18 protein-coding genes are annotated in these 15,782 nt (G+C 64.5%); 7 read left to right on the top strand and 11 right to left on the bottom strand.

What is annotated here, in order from left to right:
- Positions 1-2 precede the first annotated feature (2 nt).
- Positions 3-434, bottom strand: coding sequence for a PaaI family thioesterase (locus NMP98_RS16465; protein WP_254858944.1), 432 nt, complete (start codon positions 432-434; stop codon positions 3-5).
- Between the two features lie 87 nt (positions 435-521).
- Between NMP98_RS16465 and trpY the strand changes: the two genes are divergently transcribed.
- Positions 522-1,025: a TrpY family transcription regulator gene (gene trpY / locus NMP98_RS16460; RefSeq protein ID WP_254858943.1), complete on the top strand. Its 504-nt coding sequence runs from the start codon at positions 522-524 to the stop codon at positions 1,023-1,025.
- A 9-nt stretch (positions 1,026-1,034) separates the two neighbouring features.
- Here the strand turns inward: trpY and NMP98_RS16455 are convergent, their stop codons facing one another.
- On the bottom strand, positions 1,035-1,733 hold the full coding sequence (locus NMP98_RS16455) for a DUF5828 family protein (RefSeq protein ID WP_254858942.1): 699 nt from the start codon (positions 1,731-1,733) through the stop codon (positions 1,035-1,037).
- Between the two features lie 90 nt (positions 1,734-1,823).
- On the opposite strand from NMP98_RS16455, the gene upp reads away from it, so the two are divergent.
- A complete protein-coding gene (upp, locus tag NMP98_RS16450) occupies positions 1,824-2,495 on the top strand; it encodes a uracil phosphoribosyltransferase (protein WP_254858941.1) in 672 nt (223 codons plus the stop codon).
- Between the two features lie 147 nt (positions 2,496-2,642).
- Here upp and NMP98_RS16445 read toward each other — a convergent pair whose 3' ends face one another.
- Complete coding sequence (locus NMP98_RS16445; RefSeq protein WP_254858940.1) at positions 2,643-3,239, bottom strand: IMPACT family protein; 597 nt, start codon at positions 3,237-3,239, stop codon at positions 2,643-2,645.
- A 91-nt stretch (positions 3,240-3,330) separates the two neighbouring features.
- On the opposite strand from NMP98_RS16445, the gene NMP98_RS16440 reads away from it, so the two are divergent.
- Complete coding sequence (locus NMP98_RS16440) at positions 3,331-4,500, top strand: inorganic phosphate transporter (protein WP_254858939.1); 1,170 nt, start codon at positions 3,331-3,333, stop codon at positions 4,498-4,500.
- A 10-nt stretch (positions 4,501-4,510) separates the two neighbouring features.
- On the opposite strand, the gene NMP98_RS16435 is transcribed toward NMP98_RS16440, so the two are convergent.
- Positions 4,511-5,890 (bottom strand): hemolysin family protein, encoded by a 1,380-nt coding sequence (locus NMP98_RS16435; RefSeq protein ID WP_254858938.1) that lies wholly within the window; start codon positions 5,888-5,890, stop codon positions 4,511-4,513.
- A 122-nt stretch (positions 5,891-6,012) separates the two neighbouring features.
- Here NMP98_RS16435 and NMP98_RS16430 point away from each other — a divergent pair, with 122 nt between their 5' ends.
- Genes NMP98_RS16430 through NMP98_RS16420 form a run of 3 tightly spaced genes read left to right on the top strand, consistent with a single transcriptional unit; the run spans position 6,013 to position 7,411 of the window.
- The gene (locus tag NMP98_RS16430) at positions 6,013-6,315 is read left to right on the top strand and encodes a glutaredoxin family protein (RefSeq protein ID WP_254858937.1); all 303 of its coding nucleotides are present in this window, start codon (positions 6,013-6,015) and stop codon (positions 6,313-6,315) included.
- Positions 6,312-6,827: a redoxin domain-containing protein gene (locus NMP98_RS16425; protein WP_254858936.1), complete on the top strand. Its 516-nt coding sequence runs from the start codon at positions 6,312-6,314 to the stop codon at positions 6,825-6,827. The genes NMP98_RS16430 and NMP98_RS16425 overlap by 4 nt, the downstream gene beginning before the upstream one ends.
- Positions 6,824-7,411 (top strand): L-threonylcarbamoyladenylate synthase, encoded by a 588-nt coding sequence (locus tag NMP98_RS16420; protein ID WP_254858935.1) that lies wholly within the window; start codon positions 6,824-6,826, stop codon positions 7,409-7,411. The genes NMP98_RS16425 and NMP98_RS16420 overlap by 4 nt, the downstream gene beginning before the upstream one ends.
- Here the strand turns inward: NMP98_RS16420 and NMP98_RS16415 are convergent.
- Positions 7,406-8,059 carry a CRISPR-associated protein Cas4 gene (locus NMP98_RS16415; protein WP_254858934.1) on the bottom strand — a complete coding sequence of 218 codons (654 nt, stop codon included), beginning with the start codon at positions 8,057-8,059 and terminating at the stop codon, positions 7,406-7,408. The genes NMP98_RS16420 and NMP98_RS16415 overlap by 6 nt on opposite strands.
- A 45-nt stretch (positions 8,060-8,104) precedes the next feature.
- Positions 8,105-9,337: a digeranylgeranylglycerophospholipid reductase gene (locus tag NMP98_RS16410; protein WP_254858933.1), complete on the bottom strand. Its 1,233-nt coding sequence runs from the start codon at positions 9,335-9,337 to the stop codon at positions 8,105-8,107.
- 154 nt (positions 9,338-9,491) lie between these two features.
- Here NMP98_RS16410 and NMP98_RS16405 point away from each other — a divergent pair, with 154 nt between their 5' ends.
- Complete coding sequence (locus tag NMP98_RS16405) at positions 9,492-10,796, top strand: hypothetical protein (protein ID WP_254858932.1); 1,305 nt, start codon at positions 9,492-9,494, stop codon at positions 10,794-10,796.
- Positions 10,797-10,811: 15 nt separating this feature from the next.
- Here the strand turns inward: NMP98_RS16405 and NMP98_RS16400 are convergent, their stop codons facing one another.
- From NMP98_RS16400 to NMP98_RS16380, 5 genes are all read right to left on the bottom strand, one after another.
- A complete protein-coding gene (locus tag NMP98_RS16400) occupies positions 10,812-11,351 on the bottom strand; it encodes a hypothetical protein (protein ID WP_254858931.1) in 540 nt (179 codons plus the stop codon).
- Positions 11,352-11,445: 94 nt separating this feature from the next.
- Positions 11,446-13,617: a (Fe-S)-binding protein gene (locus tag NMP98_RS16395; RefSeq protein ID WP_367997276.1), complete on the bottom strand. Its 2,172-nt coding sequence runs from the start codon at positions 13,615-13,617 to the stop codon at positions 11,446-11,448.
- 99 nt (positions 13,618-13,716) lie between these two features.
- A complete protein-coding gene (locus NMP98_RS16390; protein WP_254858929.1) occupies positions 13,717-14,430 on the bottom strand; it encodes an energy-coupling factor transporter transmembrane component T family protein in 714 nt (237 codons plus the stop codon).
- Positions 14,424-15,122 carry an energy-coupling factor ABC transporter ATP-binding protein gene (locus tag NMP98_RS16385; RefSeq protein ID WP_254858928.1) on the bottom strand — a complete coding sequence of 233 codons (699 nt, stop codon included), beginning with the start codon at positions 15,120-15,122 and terminating at the stop codon, positions 14,424-14,426. Before NMP98_RS16385 ends, NMP98_RS16390 begins: the two co-directional genes overlap by 7 nt.
- Positions 15,119-15,706 carry a biotin transporter BioY gene (locus NMP98_RS16380; RefSeq protein ID WP_254858927.1) on the bottom strand — a complete coding sequence of 196 codons (588 nt, stop codon included), beginning with the start codon at positions 15,704-15,706 and terminating at the stop codon, positions 15,119-15,121. The genes NMP98_RS16385 and NMP98_RS16380 overlap by 4 nt, the downstream gene beginning before the upstream one ends.
- Positions 15,707-15,782 lie beyond the last annotated feature (76 nt).

Genomic DNA, 15,782 nt, shown 5'->3' with positions numbered 1-15,782 from the left:
GGCTATCCGTCGTCGGACTCGCCGCGCCACGCCGACGACCCGTCGCCGCCACCGGTCTTGTACGTCCCGCGAGCGGTGGCGATGTCGGTCCCCCCCTCGTCGGTAACGTCGACCTCGACGGTGGCGACGTTGTTGCCGTTTCGGATGACTTCCGCGTCGGCGTACAGCGTCCCGCCGGTGGCCGGCGAGAGGTAATCGATTCGCATGTCGATAGTCGGCGTGACGGTGTAGTTCGCGGAGACCGCCGCCGCACCCGCGATGGTGTCCGCAAGCGCGTAGGTGACGCCACCGTGGGCAATCATCGTGTTCGGGTTCGAGGAGTGCTCCGCGGAGAGTTCCAGTTTTCCCTTTGCGTGACCGTCCTCGGCGTCCAGCAGTTCGATCCCGAGTCGGTCGTTGAACGGCATCTCGTCGAACAGTTCCGAGAGGACCATACCCGAACTCCACCGTCGGCGACAAAAAGTCCGTCCCCTCGGATAGAGTGGCGTAACTGACAACACCTCCGCCCCCGAGAAGCGTGTATGTTCGACGAAATCATGCGAAAGTTCGAAGACAGCCCGAGCCAACAGGCTGTCATCCGACTCCTCTTGGAGCGTGGCTTTTCGGTCAACGACGACGGCCGGGTCGTCTCCGGCGGCATCGAAATCCCGAACACGGGCATCGCCCGCGAAATCGACGTCGACCGGCGGGTCGTCGACGCAACGACCGACGCCATCCTCGCTGACGACGAACTCCGGCGTATCTTCCAGAACATCTCCGCGATTCCGTCGCTGATGGACCTCGCGCCGGTACTCGATTTGACCGTGCTCACCGTCCGCGTCGGCGACGCCGACCAATCCGGCATCGTCGCCGAGGTGACGGGCCGCATCGCCGACCACGGCATCTCGATTCGACAGACGATAAGCGAAGACCCCGAGTTCACCGACGAGCCGAAACTGTACATCGTCACCGACGGATCGCTCGACGGCGAGTTGATAAACGAGATTCGGTCGCTGCCGTTCGTTCGGAAAATCGAGTTGGAGTAACGCCGCCGATTAGTTCTTCGTCGGTTCGGACTCGCCGTGGGTCTCTTCGTCCTCCGGCGGGGCGTGGCCCTCGACGGCCTCGGCGATGTCGGTGTCCTTCGGCGTGTCGACGTGCCAGCGGTCGACCGACGTCTCGTAGTCGGCCAGTTTGTTCGAGACGCGAATCTTCAGGTCGTCGTCGTTGACGTTCACCTCGAAGACGTAGTCGTCGGTGTCGGCCCGCGAGAGGTTCGCGCTCACGAGTTCGTTGTCGAAGTAATACGGCGACACCTGCGTCATCACGTTTTTGTAGACACTACCCTCGACTTTCCGGAGGGCCTTCCGCGTCGCGGAGTCGGCGGCACGGGCGACGTAGTTGATGGACTTCCGCCACTCGTTGACCGCCTCCTCGGGCTTTTCGAGGCTGTCGTAGGACTCCGCGAGTTTCTCGCCGGCCGTCTTCAGGTCCTCGTCGGGGCCCTTGCCCGCTTTCTCTCCTTCACCCTCGGAGACGCTCGCCTTCTCGGCGGTCTTTTCGTTGACGTCCTCGCCGAGCCGTTCGTCGGCCTTCGGACGCCACTCGTCCCACTCTTCGAGGGTGGCCTCGTCAACCGCCTGTCCCTCGTCGGCGATGTCCTTCAGCGCGCGAGTGAGCCGTTCACCGTGCTCGACGATGTCTCCCCAACTCCCACGAACTTTGAAGCCGGAGACGCTCTCTTCGACCTCCATTGTCGGCGGTTACGACGCCGGGACGTTTACCTTTTGTCGCTCGTCGGTCCCAACGACTGGCTTTAAGCCGTCGGCGCCCGCCGTACCGATATGCCAATCGAGGACCGTGATGACGCCCACGTCATCACTCACGCGCTCGCGAAGCACACCCTCTCGGAGCTTCGGTCGGTCGACACCGACCAGGTGGCGTTCCGCAACGGTCTCATCGACCTCGGGCGGCTCTGTGGCTTCGAAATCATCGACGGCATGATGGACACCGAGTACGTCTCGATTACGACGCCGCTGGCCGAAACCACCGGCGAGGTCGTCAAGGGACTCGACGATGTGGTCATCGTCAACGTGCTGCGGGCGGCAACGCCGTTCGTCGAGGGGTTAGTCGAAGCGTTCCCGCACGCCCGACAGGGCGTCATCTCGGCGGGACGCGACGAGGACGCGGGCATGGACGACGACGGCGAGTTTCCCATCACCGTCGACTACGTGAAACTGCCCGACATCAACGAGGACGACACCGTCATCGTCGCCGACCCGATGTTGGCTACCGGGAGCACGATGGTCGCGGTGTTGGAGGAGGTCTTAGAGAAGGGCGACCCCGAACGGTTCGTGGTGCTCTCAGCTGTGAGCGCGCCGCCGGGACTCGTCCGCGTCGACGAGGCGTTCCCGAAGGCCGACATCCTCACCGTCAGCATCGACGAGCGCCTCGACGACGACGGCTACATCGTTCCCGGCGTCGGCGACGCGGGCGACCGAGCCTTCGGCACCTGACCGGCGTTTCCCCTCGAGATACGCGAGACGGCAGCCACGACCGATTTCCACCAGAATCCATCTTAACCCCCCTACTTCACGTGGAGATGGCCGCTTTCCTGCGGTTTCGTTCCTGTCGAAGCGTCAGACGCACGGCTGACGGAGACCTCACAGTTCGATTCGACCGCTGGTAGCGCTCCGGAGGCGGTCACGAAGCGCGTCGGCCTCGGCGACCGGCACTCGGACCTCGAAGCGGACGCGTTCGCCGTAGTCGGCCTCGAACGTGACGGCTTCGCTTTCGAGGATTCCCCGGACCGTCCCCGAATCGTCGTAGTCGACGACGGCACGGAACGTCTCCTGTGGTCGCTGTTCGACGACGCCGACGGCGTCGACGGCGTCTTTCGTCGCCTGCGAGTACGCCCGGACCAAGCCGCCGACACCGAGGTTCGTCCCGCCGTAGTAGCGCGTGACGACGACGACGACGTTCTCCAACTCTCGACCCGAAAGCACCGACAGCATCGGTTTTCCGGCGCTTCCAGAGGGCTCGCCGTCGTCGGAGGCGTACTCCCGAAACGGGTCCGCCCGGACCCGATAGGCCGGCACGTTGTGGGTGGCGTCGTCGTACTCGGCTTCGATTTCTTCGACGAACGCCTCCGCGGCCTCGACTGATTCGACCGGCGCGGCGTGACCGATGAATTCCGACCCCTGCACCGTGAACCGCGCCGTCCCCCGGCCGGCCAGCGTCAGATAGGCGTCGTCGGACACATCCGGACTCCGAACGCGGTCGGTAAACGCGTTTCGCGTCGCGAGCGCGTTCGGCCGGTATTTATACGGGCGGCCGACGTAGCCGCTTTCGATGGAGGCGTTGACGCTCGCGACGTTCGTGGCCGCCGGGGGAGCCAGCCTGTTCATGGCGTGGGCCATCGGCGCCGGGTCATCCGGGTCGACGCCGTTTGCACCCGCCGTCGGCGCCAACGCCATCTCGGTGATGCGCGCCGGCTTCTTCGTCGGGATTCTCGGCCTGCTCGGGGCCACGCTACAGGGTGCGAACGTCACCGAAGCGGTCGGTCGGGAACTCGTCGTCGGCACGACGCTGTCGCCCGGCGCGGCCATCGTCGCGTTGAGCATCGCCGCGGGCCTCGTCGCCGTCGGCATCTTCACCGGCTACCCCATCGCGACGGCCTTCACCGTTACCGGCGCGGTGGTCGGTGCCGGCCTGGCGATGGGGGGGTCTCCCGCATGGACGAAGTACACGGAGATACTCTCGGTGTGGACGCTGACGCCCTTCGTCGGCGGCGGCATCGCCTACGGGACGGCAAAGTTCCTCCGGCGGGAGGGGGTCCCGGAGCGGGTCGCGATTCCCGCACTCGCCGGCGTCGTCGGCGCGCTGTTGGCGAACGTCGAGTTCGTCCTTCTGGGGCCGCCCGACGGGGTCGGAAGCCTCTCGACGACGCTCGGTGGTGGCCTCCCGGGTCAGGCGGCGGTGACACTGGCCTTCGCAGTCGCCGTCACGGGCGCACTCGCCGCCGACATGCGCAACGACGAAGCGGCGGGCCAGCGCCACTTCCTACTCGCGTTGGGCGCACTCGTCGCCTTCTCCGCGGGCGGCAGTCAGGTCGGACTCGCGCTCGGCCCCCTGTTGCCGTTGTTCGACACCACGAGCGTCGAGATTCCGCTCATCGCGCTTCTGTTCGGTGGCGGCGTCGGCCTGCTGTTGGGTTCGTGGACCGCCGCCCCACGGATGATAAAGGCCATCGCACAGGACTACTCCTCGCTGGGCCCACGCCGCTCTATCGCCGCGCTCATTCCCTCCTTCGCCATCGCACAGACGGCCATCCTGCTCGGCGTCCCCATCTCGTTCAACGAAATCATCGTCTCGGCGGTCGTCGGCGCCGGCGCGGCCGCCGGCACCGGTGGCGTCAGTCGTGGAAAAATGGGGTACACCGTGTTGGCGTGGGTTGGGTCGCTGCTAGTGGCCAGCGTGTTGAGTTTCGGTCTCTACACCGCAGCGACCGCAGTGCTGTAATCGTCGTCGGTCACTCCTCGTCGGCAATCTGCTCTTCGGGTGCCTGCTCGTCGTAGGCCTCGGTGCGGACGAGACGGGCTTTCATGATGCGCGTGTTCTCGACGCCCTCGATGTGAATGTCGATGCCGTCGTACTCGATGGTCTCGCCCTCCTCGACGAGTCGTCCCGCGCGGTTGAAGATGAAGCCCGCGAGCGTCTCGAACTCCTCTCCCTCCGGGATATCGATTTCAAGCGCCTCGTTAACCTCGTCGATGTTCACCTCGCCTTTGATAACCGCGGTGCGGTCGTCGATGAACTCGATTGGCTCCTCTTCGCCGGCTTCGAGCAGTTCGCCGACGATTTCCTCGGTGATGTCCTCCATCGTCACCAACCCCTCGGTGGTGCCGAACTCGTCGATGACGATAACCATGTGCATCCGGCTTTCGCGCATCTCCGCGAGCAGTTCGTCGACGTTCTTCGATTCGGGGACGTGGAGCGTCTCCTGTATGAGGTCCTCGAGTTCGACGTCCTCGCGTTCCCCGTAGGAGTAATCGCGGACGAGGTCGCTGACGTGGACGATGCCGAGGACGTTGTCGAGACTCCCTTCGTACACCGGAAGCCGCGTGTGGTTGGCGTGGACACACTTCTCGAGGGCCTCCTCGATACTGGCGTCCTTCGAGACGGCGTCCATGTCCAGCCGTGGCGTCATGATTTCCTTGGCGATGGTGTTGGTAAAGCGGAAGATGCGCTGGAGCATCTCGCGTTCGTCCTCCTCGAGGACGCCGGCGCGTTCGCCCGTCTCGATGATGTCGCGAATCTCCTCGCGAGTGACGTACGTCGACTCGATCGAGGACTGGCCGCCGGTGAGTCGGTTGACCTGCCGGGTGAGGTAATCGAAGGTAATCACCAGCGGCATGAGGACGTACTCCGCGTACTGCAGCGGCCGAGCGATGCGGAGCGCCCACGATTCGGTGTGTTCGACGGCGTAGGACTTCGGCGCGCTTTCGCCGAACAGCAACACGAGGGCGGTGATGCCGAACGTCGACGCGAGGACGGCCTGTCCCTGTGAGAGGAAATACGTCGCCAGCAACCCCGTCGCGATAGACGACATCGCGATGTTGACGATGTTGTTGCCGACGAGGATGGTGACGAGCAACCGGTGGGGGTCGTCCTTGAGGTGTTTCAGCGTCTCGGCCCCCGGGATTTCGTCGGAGACGAGGGCATCCACCCGGTGGGGTGGCAGCGAGAACATCGCTATCTCCGACGACGAGAAGAATCCCGAGAGTGCGACCAATCCGAGGATTACCACGCCGCCGAGTACGATGACGGTCGTGTCACTGAACGGAAGTTCGCCGGCGTCGGGAGCAGCCTGTAACCAGACCGTGACGGCCGACAGCGCGAGAGAGCCCATTTAGACGTGCGTTGTTCTCCGGCCGCGGGATTAAGAGTTGTCATGGACGCGAACACCGAGGTCGTGTGTCGGGTGGGTCCGCGGGCGACACCCTTAGGCGATGACCACCCCAACGAGATGGTATGTCCGAACCAGCGATTACGTTGTACCGGTTGCAGGCGTGTCCGTTCTGTGAGCGCGTCGTGCGCGTGTTGAACGACCTCGGTCTGGAGTACCGTTCGCGGTTCGTCGAGGCGCGACACTCCCGCCGGGACGTCGTCAAGCGCATCAGCGGCGCACGAACCGTCCCCGCAATCGTCGACGAGACAACCGGCGTCACGATGAGCGAGAGCGCGAACATCGTCGAGTATCTCGAAACGACGTACGGCGACGGTGGTGTCGACCCGGCGCACGTCACCGCCAGCGCGGCGGGTGATGCCGAATGAACCTCGGCTTCGACATCGTCGAATTGGGTGACGCCGGCCACCCCGAGGCCGGCGAGACCGCACCCGACTTCACCCGTCCGCTCGTCAACGACGAGTACTGGGAGGACGCCTCCCTTTCGGAACTGACCGACGACGGGCCGGTCGTTCTCGTGTTCTATCCGATGGACGGCGACTTCCCGGCGACGTACATCTGGCAGGAAATCGACGACCGCGAGTGGGTCGACTACGACGCACGCGTCGTCGGCCTGTCGATTTCGACGCCGTACGAACACTCCCGGTTTCTCGAGGAGTGGGGGGTCGAGGACTACGAACTGTTTTCGGACCCACAGAACGGCGTCGCCGAGTCCTACGGCATCAGTCACGACCTCGACGGCATGAACGGCATCGCCGAACCGCGGCCGGCGGTGTTCGTCATCGACGAGGAGCGAACCGTTCGGGAGGCCTGGGTCGCCACGACGTGGCCGGAGTTCCCGCCGTACAGCGACATCGAGGCCGCAATCGAGCAACTGTGACCGATACGGATTTGACAGCGGCCGTCGCGGCGATTCGCCGCGGCGACCTCGTGGTGTACCCCACTGAGACGGTGTACGGCCTCGGCGCCGACGCTCTCGACGCCGACGCCATCGGGCGGGTCTTCGAGGCGAAAGACCGGCCGCGGGACAAACCGCTCTCGATGGCGCTGCCCGACGCCGATGTCGCCGCCGACTACACCGACCCCTCCGAGCGCGAACGGGCGTTCTGCGAGCGATTCCTCCCCGGCCCCGTGACGGTGCTGTTGGAGCGGAACGACCGCGTCCCCGACGCCCTCGTCGCCGGCAAAGAGCGCGTTGGAATCCGAGTCCCGGACCACGACATCGCCCGCGACCTCGCGCGACGGACCGGCCCGATAACCGCGACGAGCGCCAACCGGAGCGGCGAACCGAGCGCCCGCCGAGTCGACGAAATCGACGCCGGCATCCGCGAACGGACGGTCGTCATCGACGGCGGCGAAACCCCGGGCACCGAGAGCACGGTCGTCGACGTTTCGGCCGGCGAAATCGTCCGTCGGGGGGCGCGCGCAGACGACATCGAGGCGTGGCTGAACGAACGCCTATAGGGGAAGCCGCGACCGCAGCGACCGCGTTTTCACTCCGCATTTCTCGCGGTACTCACAGGGGCCACATCGGGAGTCGTCGTGCAGCCGCGGCGGCGGCCCGTCGATCGATTGGGCGGTTCGAAGCGCACGCCGGTAGGCGGCCTTGCGGCGCGTCGTGAGCCGGATTTCGCGGATTCGGCCGTAGGCGGGGTATTCGACGAACGCGCGCTCGATTGGCTCCGCCCGCTCCCACGCCAGCGCCTTCGCCGCCGCGGTCGCCCGAACCGACTGCGGTTCCCAGACGCCACGCTCCGGCGGTTCTCCCGCCGAGACGACGACCGGAACGGCCGGGTCCTCGAGCAGTTTGTGAGCGATTCCGCGACAGTCCTTGCCCTCCAACAGTACGTCCGTCTTCGGGGGGTCGGCGAGCGTCCCCCAGCAGTCGAGGCGGGCCTTCGCGCTACCGAGATTCGAGCGATACTGCGTCGGTGTGGTCGCTATCGGTTCCGCCGAGAGGTCGGTCGCCGAATCCAGGAGTGTTTCGTAGCGCGTCGCGAGCGCTCGGATTCGCTCGATTTTCTCGGGCGGGCCGCGGTCATCGTCCCGCCGACGGTAGTACAGTTTTCGCGGACAGTACGCCGCCGTCGCGAGGTCGCTGAACGTCTCCACGGGACGTCTGGTCGCCTCCCAGTATTTGAATCCTCGCTCGTCGGGTTACCGGCCGCGTCGATGTTTCGCCAGTCGGGCGAGCAGCGGCACGTCACCGGCGTGGAGCAGTTTGAGGATGGCCCGTTTTTCGCCGGCGTTGGCTCGCTGGAGCGTCTCGTCGTCGAGGCGGTTGAGGTCACCCAGCAGAGTGTCGTAGCGGTCGTTCGGGGCGAGATACAGCATCTCCGTCATCAACAGTCGCGAGTCCATGTCGGGTGCCACCTCGTCGTGCCACAACTCGTCGTACAGCGAGATGGCGTCGGCAGAGGTGTCGGGGTTCGAGGGCGTCAGACAGCTGTCGACGGTCTTTGCGGCGGCCCGGCCGGACTGCATACACTTGTTGATTCCTTCACCCCACAGCGGGTCGATTGTCGGGACGGTGTCGCCGATGGCCATGAAGCTGTCCGTGCTGAGGTTCGTCGGCGGCTGGATGTGTGCCGACCCGCGGTGTTGCCGGCCCTCGATGCGTTCGGCGCTCTCGAAGCGTGGGTCGGTGTCGAGCCAGTGGTCGAGATAGCCGTCGATGGTGCGGTCGACCTCGGCGTAGCGCTGGTAGCTGTCGTTGCGGATGTAACAGAGTCCGACCTTTGCAGTGTCACCGCCGGTGTGGAAAATCCACGAGTAGCCGCCGGGGGCGTACTCGTGGTCGAGACGCAACATCATGGACCGATGCAGGTCGGCGTACCCCTCGTGGTCGAGGTCGACGCCCTCGAACTCGTATTCGATGCCGATGGCGTGGTTCTTCCGACTGAGGTCGGTGACGCCGAGGTCCTTCGCCAACGGCGCGGAGGGACCAGTCGCGTCGATTATCACGTCGCCGTACACCTCCTCGGAGCCGTTGTACTTCACGCCGACCGGTTCGCCGTCCTCGACGATGGGTTTCGAGACCCGGGCGTCGAAGTAGTACTCCGAACCGAGCCGTTGGCCGTCCTCGACGAGGAACTCCTTGAACGCACCGAAATCGAGGACTGCGCCCGACCGTTCGCGGGCGAAATGGTCGTTCGGCGATTCGATGACCACGTCGTCGGTGAACTGCATCACCACGTCGTCGGGAATCCCGAACGACGCCATCATCGACGGGAACGTCCCGCCGGTGGATTTGTTGCTCTGACGTGGGAACTCGTCTTCGGGTTCCGTCTCCAACACGACGACATCGTACCCTCTCGCGGCGAGGTCGCGTGCACACTGCCCGCCGGCCGGACCCGCCCCGGCGATGACCACGTCAAAGCGCTCGCGCATACGGGTTCCTCACGCGTTTCCGTAATGAGTTTTCCTGAATGGAGAGGACTCGACGGGCGTTTTCCGAACTGGCGGTCGCTGTCACGCACCACGTTGGGTCAAAAATAAGTGGGGAGGAAACCGAACACTCGACAATGGCTTCGGTGGGGACGAAGTGACACGGCGACTAACGGTTTCGGTCGGCGAAATCGAGGACTTCGAACAGTCCGATTTCCATCGGTATCAAGACCAGTTCCAGCACGCGCTCATCCTCCCTTCGGAACTGATACGCGAGGAGTTGGGAATCACACCGTACAGCTACGTCGATGTCACGCCGAACGGCCGGGCGTGGGACGAAGGGGAGACAGTGTACCTGCTCCCGTTCGCCGACGGGTTCGAGCCGACCCCCGACAAGCCGGAGGGACTGCTGAAGGGGTCGTATCAAGAGCGAATCTTCGAACAGCGAACGTCGGGAACGAGGAAAGTCGACGTTCGGCCGCACTCGACCGCCAGGTCCCCCGACGACGAGACGAGACTGTTCGTTCCCGTCCGCCTCCCCGTCGAGAAGGATACGGGACTGTCGACGTGCTACATAAACAAGGGGGAACTCGAGGAACTGGCGTTCACTGACGGTGACACCGTGGAGGTGTACAATCCGATGAACGGAAATCGGGCGAGCCTTCGCGTGGAAGGGATAGGACGACTCGAAAGGGGGACGATAGCCGTCGGGAATGTGAACCGCGACTCGCTCGGCGTCATTTCGGTCGACGAGCGGAGCAAAGAGGGATGGGGCGAGAAACTCGGAATCCGAAAACCGATCGAGGCGAGTTTGCCCGACAGAACGCTGACCGACCAGTTGTGGCACTCGATTGGGGCACTGTTCGTCGGCTACAACCGAATCAATCTCGAAGTTCGTCCGGGGTTGGATATCGACGAAGAGCGACGCATCGTCCGGGTCGAACCGGACACCCGAAACCTGCTCGGAATCGGCAGCGGCGACCGCGTCGTCATCGAGTGGGGTGGAACGGAACACAACGTCAAGTGTCTCGACCTCCCGGACAGCGTCGATGTCGAAGCCGAAAGCGCAACGAGTGACGAGATGTCGAAAGCCGCCGACAATGAATCCGATGGCGGCATCCTGACCGGCAACCACTCCTCGAACCACATCTACATGCCCTCGACGGAACGGAAGGCGGTGAACGCGTGTATCGAGGACCTAGTGAAAGTCAGGCGAAATATGAAGTACACGATGGGCAAGCAGGTGTCGCTATCCATTTTGGGCATCTTGGCCGCACTCGTCGCTGGCGAGCAGTTCTTCAGTACGATATCCGGATACGTCTCCACGGTGAGTGCTCCCCACCTCACCGCACCAGCAATCGCGGTGGTTCAGCATCTGGTCGTTGCAGGTGTGTTTCTCGCGATTTCGATACTCCTGATATGGGTGCTTCTGTATCAAAAGCGACAGGAGTGCGAAATATAGGACCGCTGTCGGCTATTATCTCGGGTCGATGTCGAGATACGACCGAAGGGATTCCCCGGAGGCAACGGCGGTCGTCTCGAGGAACTCGTCGTAGAACGTCTCGCCCCACTGGCGAGCACCCGAAAGGCAGGTTTTGACGTACGATGGGATGGGCTTTACGTCGGCGTGAGAGGGTGCATCGCTGGCGACGATGATTTCGTCGGGGAGGTCAACCGACTCGTGTTCGTAGTACGTGACCGCCTCGGAATCGACGATTTCGAACCGGTAGGTGGTTTCCCGTCGGGCATAGATGCCGAACTCGCGCGGAGAGAGGTCGGTCACCAAGACGCCGTTGCACCACGCGTCGGCGGAATGTAGATTGAGTACGGCACGGCGGTCCCCGACCGTCTCTCGACGGTCGGCAACCGCATCGAACACCCGCCGATAGCCATCGAGTCGCACCCGTGCCGTCCGGTCCGGGAGCCCATCGAACAGGTAGGCGAGTTCGTCCCTGTGAAGCAGGCTGCCGATGACGATAATGCCCAACTCACCCTCGGGGAACCCGGTGTCAGTCATCTAGAGACGTGTTCCCCCCACAGTATCAAACATCTGTTGGAACGGTTGCCGTCCAGACACCACCGGCAGCAACGAGTCGTAAACCGGGATACAGTCAGTCGTCGGCGGGCTCGGCGTCGGTTGGCGTCTCGGCCGACGCCGAAATCGTCGCGCCGCTCGATTCGAGGGCCTCGACGATGAGTTCCGCCACGTCGACGATTTCGATGTCGTCCTCGAAGCCGCCGGTCTTGCGGCCGTCCTCGTACATCGTCATACACATCGGACAGGCGACGACGAACTTCTCGATGGCGTCGCCGGCCTCGGTGTCGTTCAGCGCCTCCCGGAGCCGTTCCTCGCTGGGTTTGGTCTCCTCTTCGAGGTCCATCCAGAGTCCGCCGCCGCCGCCACCGCAGCAGAAGGAGTCCTCGCGGTTGCGCGGCATCTCGTGGAGGTCACACCCGGTCGCACGGACGAGTTCCCGCGGCGCCTCGTACTCGTCGTTGAACCGTCCGAGGTGACAGGGGTCGTGGTAGGTGACCGTGTAGTCGAGTTCGGTGCCGGAGAGGCCGAGAACGTTCGAATCGACCAACTCCTCGACGGCCTGAGTCCAGTGATACACGTCGATGTCGCCGTCGGCGTTCCAGTAGCCCTCGATGGCGAACTCCATCATCGGGTCGTCGGCGAACTCCTCGAAGTCGACCTCGGGGTACTCGTTTTTGAACGTGTTGTAGGAGTGGGGGTCCGTACAGACGATGGTGTCGTAATCGCACTCCTGGAAGGTGTCGACGAGCGTACCGGCCTGCTCGACGAAGAGGAACTCCTCGCCAATGCGGCGGATGTCGTTGCCGTCGTACACCTCGTCCTCGTAGAGGATGCCCACGTCGACGTCGGCGTGTTCGAAGATTTTCGCCAGCGAGCGGGCGACCTTCTTGTTGCGCTCGTCGTAGGAGGGGTAGTCGCCGACATACCAGAGGTAGTCGACGGACTCCTCGCGGGCGTCCGTGACCTCGAAGTCGAGTTCGTCGGCCCAGTCGCCGCGGTCGCCCGGTGAGTCCCCGAAGGTGTTGCCCTTCGTCATCACGTTCTGGAAGACGTCCTGAATCTGGGGGCGAACGTCGCCCTGGTCGACGAGTTGGCGGTTCAGCCGGGTGAAGGACTTGAGGTGCTCGATTTCGACCGGACAGGCGTCCATGCAGGCCATACAGGCCATACAGGACTCCATCGTCTCGGTGTCGATGACGCCGCCGTCGGCGATGATTTCCTCGGTGTCGCCGCCGGCGTCCAGCGACTCCCGATACTCCTTGAGGTCGAGAATCACGTCACGGGGGTCCAGCGGCAGGCCGGAGGCGTTAGCCGGACAGACGGACGAACAGCGACCGCACTTCGTACAGGCGTCCTGGTCGAGCATCTCCTTCCACGTGAAGTCCTCCATGGACTCAGCATTGGTCGCATCGAGGTCCGAGGGCACGCCCGGCAGTCGCGCGCCGGCCTTCTCGTCGCGGGCGACGATGTTGGCGAACGACGAAATCATGTGGAACGGTTTGGCGTACGGAATCGCCGCGAGGAAGACGAACGCGAGGAGGGTGTGAGACCACCACGCGATGGGGTAGACGGTCCGGACCATCGCCGCGTCCATCCCGATGCCCTGCAGGCCCAGCGCCGTCGCCCAGCCGACGAAACTCACCGTCTCGTGGGCGGGGAAGTCGGCACCGAGGATGCGGAGTCCCTCGAGCAGGAACCCGCCGAGACCGATGAGGAACAGCGACCACACGAGGAAGGCGTCCTCCCAGTTGGTGTGTTTGCCCCACAGGCGGTCGTTGCGGGTGACGTAGCGTCGCCACAGTGCGATGCCCAGGCCGATGACGAACAACAGGCCGAGCGCGTCGGTGACCAGCGAGTAGGAGAGATAGAAGTCACCGACGAAGAAGGAATCACCGACGACGATGCGGTAGAAGTCGATGTCGATAAAGAGGATGGTCGTCGCGATGAGCAGGGTCAGAAAGCCCCAGAGGATGAAGGCGTGCATGAGGCCGCCGACCAAATCGCGGTTGAACTGTTTCTCGTTCGATGCGACGATTTTCGCCGCGCTGACGACCCGTCCGGGCAGGTCGTCGAGCCGGTCGAACCAGTCCTCGGTGCCTTCGGCGTATCGCGCGAAGCGCTGATACACGCCGATGGCGAGGATGAGTACCGTCAACGTGGCGAGGAAGTAGAAGACCGCCTTCTGGACCGGACCGATGAGCCAGTAGGTCTCCCGTGTGACCTCACTTCCCGCCTGAAGCGCCATGGACATACGGCAATAGGCAGGGGCGTATCCGCTTAAGTTTTGTTACACGGAACCGCCGTAGGGCGCTGTTGTGGCAAAATTTGGCTTTCCATCGGCCGTTCAGACGACTGTCACGATGGCGGCGAGAAGGAAGCCACCGGCGACGACGAGCGCCGGCCCGTCGAGCCACGTGAACCGAAGCGCGGGCAGCGTCGGGTTCCACGCGAAACAGCGGGCCTGCAGGGCGTCGGCGAACCGCTCGGAGCGGTCGAAGGCGCCGTCGAGCGCCGACAGCAACACCGACGCGATACGTTCGTGAACGGGCCGTTCGGTTCCGAGTCGCGCGCGCTGGGCGTCGCGAATCCGGGCGAGGTCGGCCTGCAGGACGGGCAAGAACCGGAAGACGAAGGCGACGCTCATCCCGAGGAACTGTCCGGTTCGGCCGGGAACGTGTCGCTGAACGACCGCACGAGACTCCCGAACGGGCGTCGTCCGGACGTAGGCGGCGCTGACGGCCAACACCAACAGGATTCGATAGGCCGCAAGCGCCGGCGCGACGGCGTCGGCGACGACGACCCACGGCGACCCGAGCGTCAGCGCCTCGACGGCCGGCGCGGCCGCCAACAGCGGGAGGACGTACTTCAACTCCGAGAGGGCCGTCCACGGCGGGGTCGCGGCGACGGCGAGCATGCTGACCGTCACGGCAGTCAGCACGGCCAGACCGCGAGGCGTCGTGTAGGCAAAGGCGACAGTGACGAAGCCGACCTGTACGGCGAGTTTCGAGCGCGGGTCGAGACGGTGGGCCAGCGAGTCGCCGGGTTCGTAACTCAGCACGGTCGTACGTCGAGTTGGGCGAGTCGGTCACGGGCCGTCTCCGGGTCGGCATCCAAGGCAACGGTCCCCGACGAGAGCGCGACGACTCGGTCGGCCCGCTCGAGTACGTCCCGAAGGTCGTGGGTGACGACGACGATGCTCGTCCCGGATTCCGAAAGTCCATCGAGGTGTTCGAGGACGGCCCGTCGTGCCGGCCAGTCCAGTCCCGCGAACGGTTCGTCCAACACGAGGTGGTCGGGGTCCATCGCCAGCGCTCCAGCGATGGCGACGCGGGCCTGCTCACCGCCGGAGAGGCGGTCGAGGCGCTCGTCGGCCCGGTCGGCCATGTCGACGGCATCCAGCGCCGACTCCACCCGGTCGTCGATTTCCGCCCGCGAGAGACCGAGGTTCTCGGGGCCGAAGGCCACGTCCGCGCCGACGGTGGCGGCGACGAAACAGTCCCGCGGGTTCTGAAACACCATCCCGACGGCCGTCCGGGCGGCGACGAGGTCCTCGTCGACCGGTCGACCGTTGACGAACACCTCGCCGTCGTCCGGTTCCAACAGCCCGTTGAAATGTCGGACCAGCGTGGTCTTTCCGGACCCGTTTGCACCCGCGAGAACGACGAATTCGCCGTCCTCGATGGTCAGCGAGGCGCCGTCGAGAGCCGTCGTCTCACCGTATCGGTGGACGAGACCCTCGGTTCGAATCATGCGGTTTTGAGGCGGTCGCTGTGGACGATGCCGACGGCGGCGGCGATTTTTACGGCCTCGGCCGGGAGGAACAGCAGGCCGGCGTTGACGATAGCCGTCGTCCACGTCACGTCGAGATAGTACCAGTAGACGGGAATGCCGAAGGCGTAAACGACAGGCACGGCGAGTCCCATCCCTACGAGGAGACGACCGACCGAGACGGATTTCGGAGGCGTCGGTTCGAGACCGCCGTGGACAACGGCACCGACGAGGAAGGCGGCGAAGGGGTACGACACCAGGTAGCCGCCGGTCGCACCGAAGAACGAACCCAACCCGGCGGACCCACTGGAGAACACCGGCACGCCCAGCGCGCCCGCGAGCAGGTACACCACCATCGCCGCGGCCCCCCACACCGGTCCGAGGAAGATAGCCGCGAGGAACACGCCCAGCACCTGTAGGGTGACCGGAACGCTCGGGACCAAGGGATTCGGGAACGAGACGTAGGCGAAGGCACCCATCAGCGCCGCAAGCAGGGCGACGCGGGCGATGTTCAGCGTCATCTCCGACCCGACGAGGTCGACGTCGGTTGTCGATGTGTTAGTCATACTCCCCCCGACCACGTCAACCACCTTTTGTGTATCGGTCGACGGCGCGTTCGGGAACAGGCTTATGTACACAGAA

Source organism: Natronomonas gomsonensis (assembly GCF_024300825.1).
In the GTDB taxonomy this organism is placed as follows: domain Archaea; phylum Halobacteriota; class Halobacteria; order Halobacteriales; family Haloarculaceae; genus Natronomonas; species Natronomonas gomsonensis.
This window is presented reverse-complemented; position numbering and strand designations above follow the sequence as displayed.

Coding starts and splice junctions, on each gene's coding strand:
- NMP98_RS16465 (WP_254858944.1), bottom strand. CDS start 434: ATGGTCCTCTCGGAACTGTTCGACGAGATGCCGTTCAACGACCGACTC.
- NMP98_RS16435 (WP_254858938.1), bottom strand. CDS start 5,890: ATGGGCTCTCTCGCGCTGTCGGCCGTCACGGTCTGGTTACAGGCTGCT.
- NMP98_RS16395 (WP_367997276.1), bottom strand. CDS start 13,617: ATGGCGCTTCAGGCGGGAAGTGAGGTCACACGGGAGACCTACTGGCTC.
- NMP98_RS16410 (WP_254858933.1), bottom strand. CDS start 9,337: ATGCGCGAGCGCTTTGACGTGGTCATCGCCGGGGCGGGTCCGGCCGGC.
- NMP98_RS16380 (WP_254858927.1), bottom strand. CDS start 15,706: ATGACTAACACATCGACAACCGACGTCGACCTCGTCGGGTCGGAGATG.
- trpY (WP_254858943.1), top strand. CDS start 522: ATGTTCGACGAAATCATGCGAAAGTTCGAAGACAGCCCGAGCCAACAG.
- NMP98_RS16400 (WP_254858931.1), bottom strand. CDS start 11,351: ATGACTGACACCGGGTTCCCCGAGGGTGAGTTGGGCATTATCGTCATC.
- NMP98_RS16455 (WP_254858942.1), bottom strand. CDS start 1,733: ATGGAGGTCGAAGAGAGCGTCTCCGGCTTCAAAGTTCGTGGGAGTTGG.
- NMP98_RS16440 (WP_254858939.1), top strand. CDS start 3,331: ATGGAGGCGTTGACGCTCGCGACGTTCGTGGCCGCCGGGGGAGCCAGC.
- NMP98_RS16430 (WP_254858937.1), top strand. CDS start 6,013: ATGTCCGAACCAGCGATTACGTTGTACCGGTTGCAGGCGTGTCCGTTC.
- NMP98_RS16425 (WP_254858936.1), top strand. CDS start 6,312: ATGAACCTCGGCTTCGACATCGTCGAATTGGGTGACGCCGGCCACCCC.
- NMP98_RS16385 (WP_254858928.1), bottom strand. CDS start 15,122: ATGATTCGAACCGAGGGTCTCGTCCACCGATACGGTGAGACGACGGCT.
- upp (WP_254858941.1), top strand. CDS start 1,824: ATGCCAATCGAGGACCGTGATGACGCCCACGTCATCACTCACGCGCTC.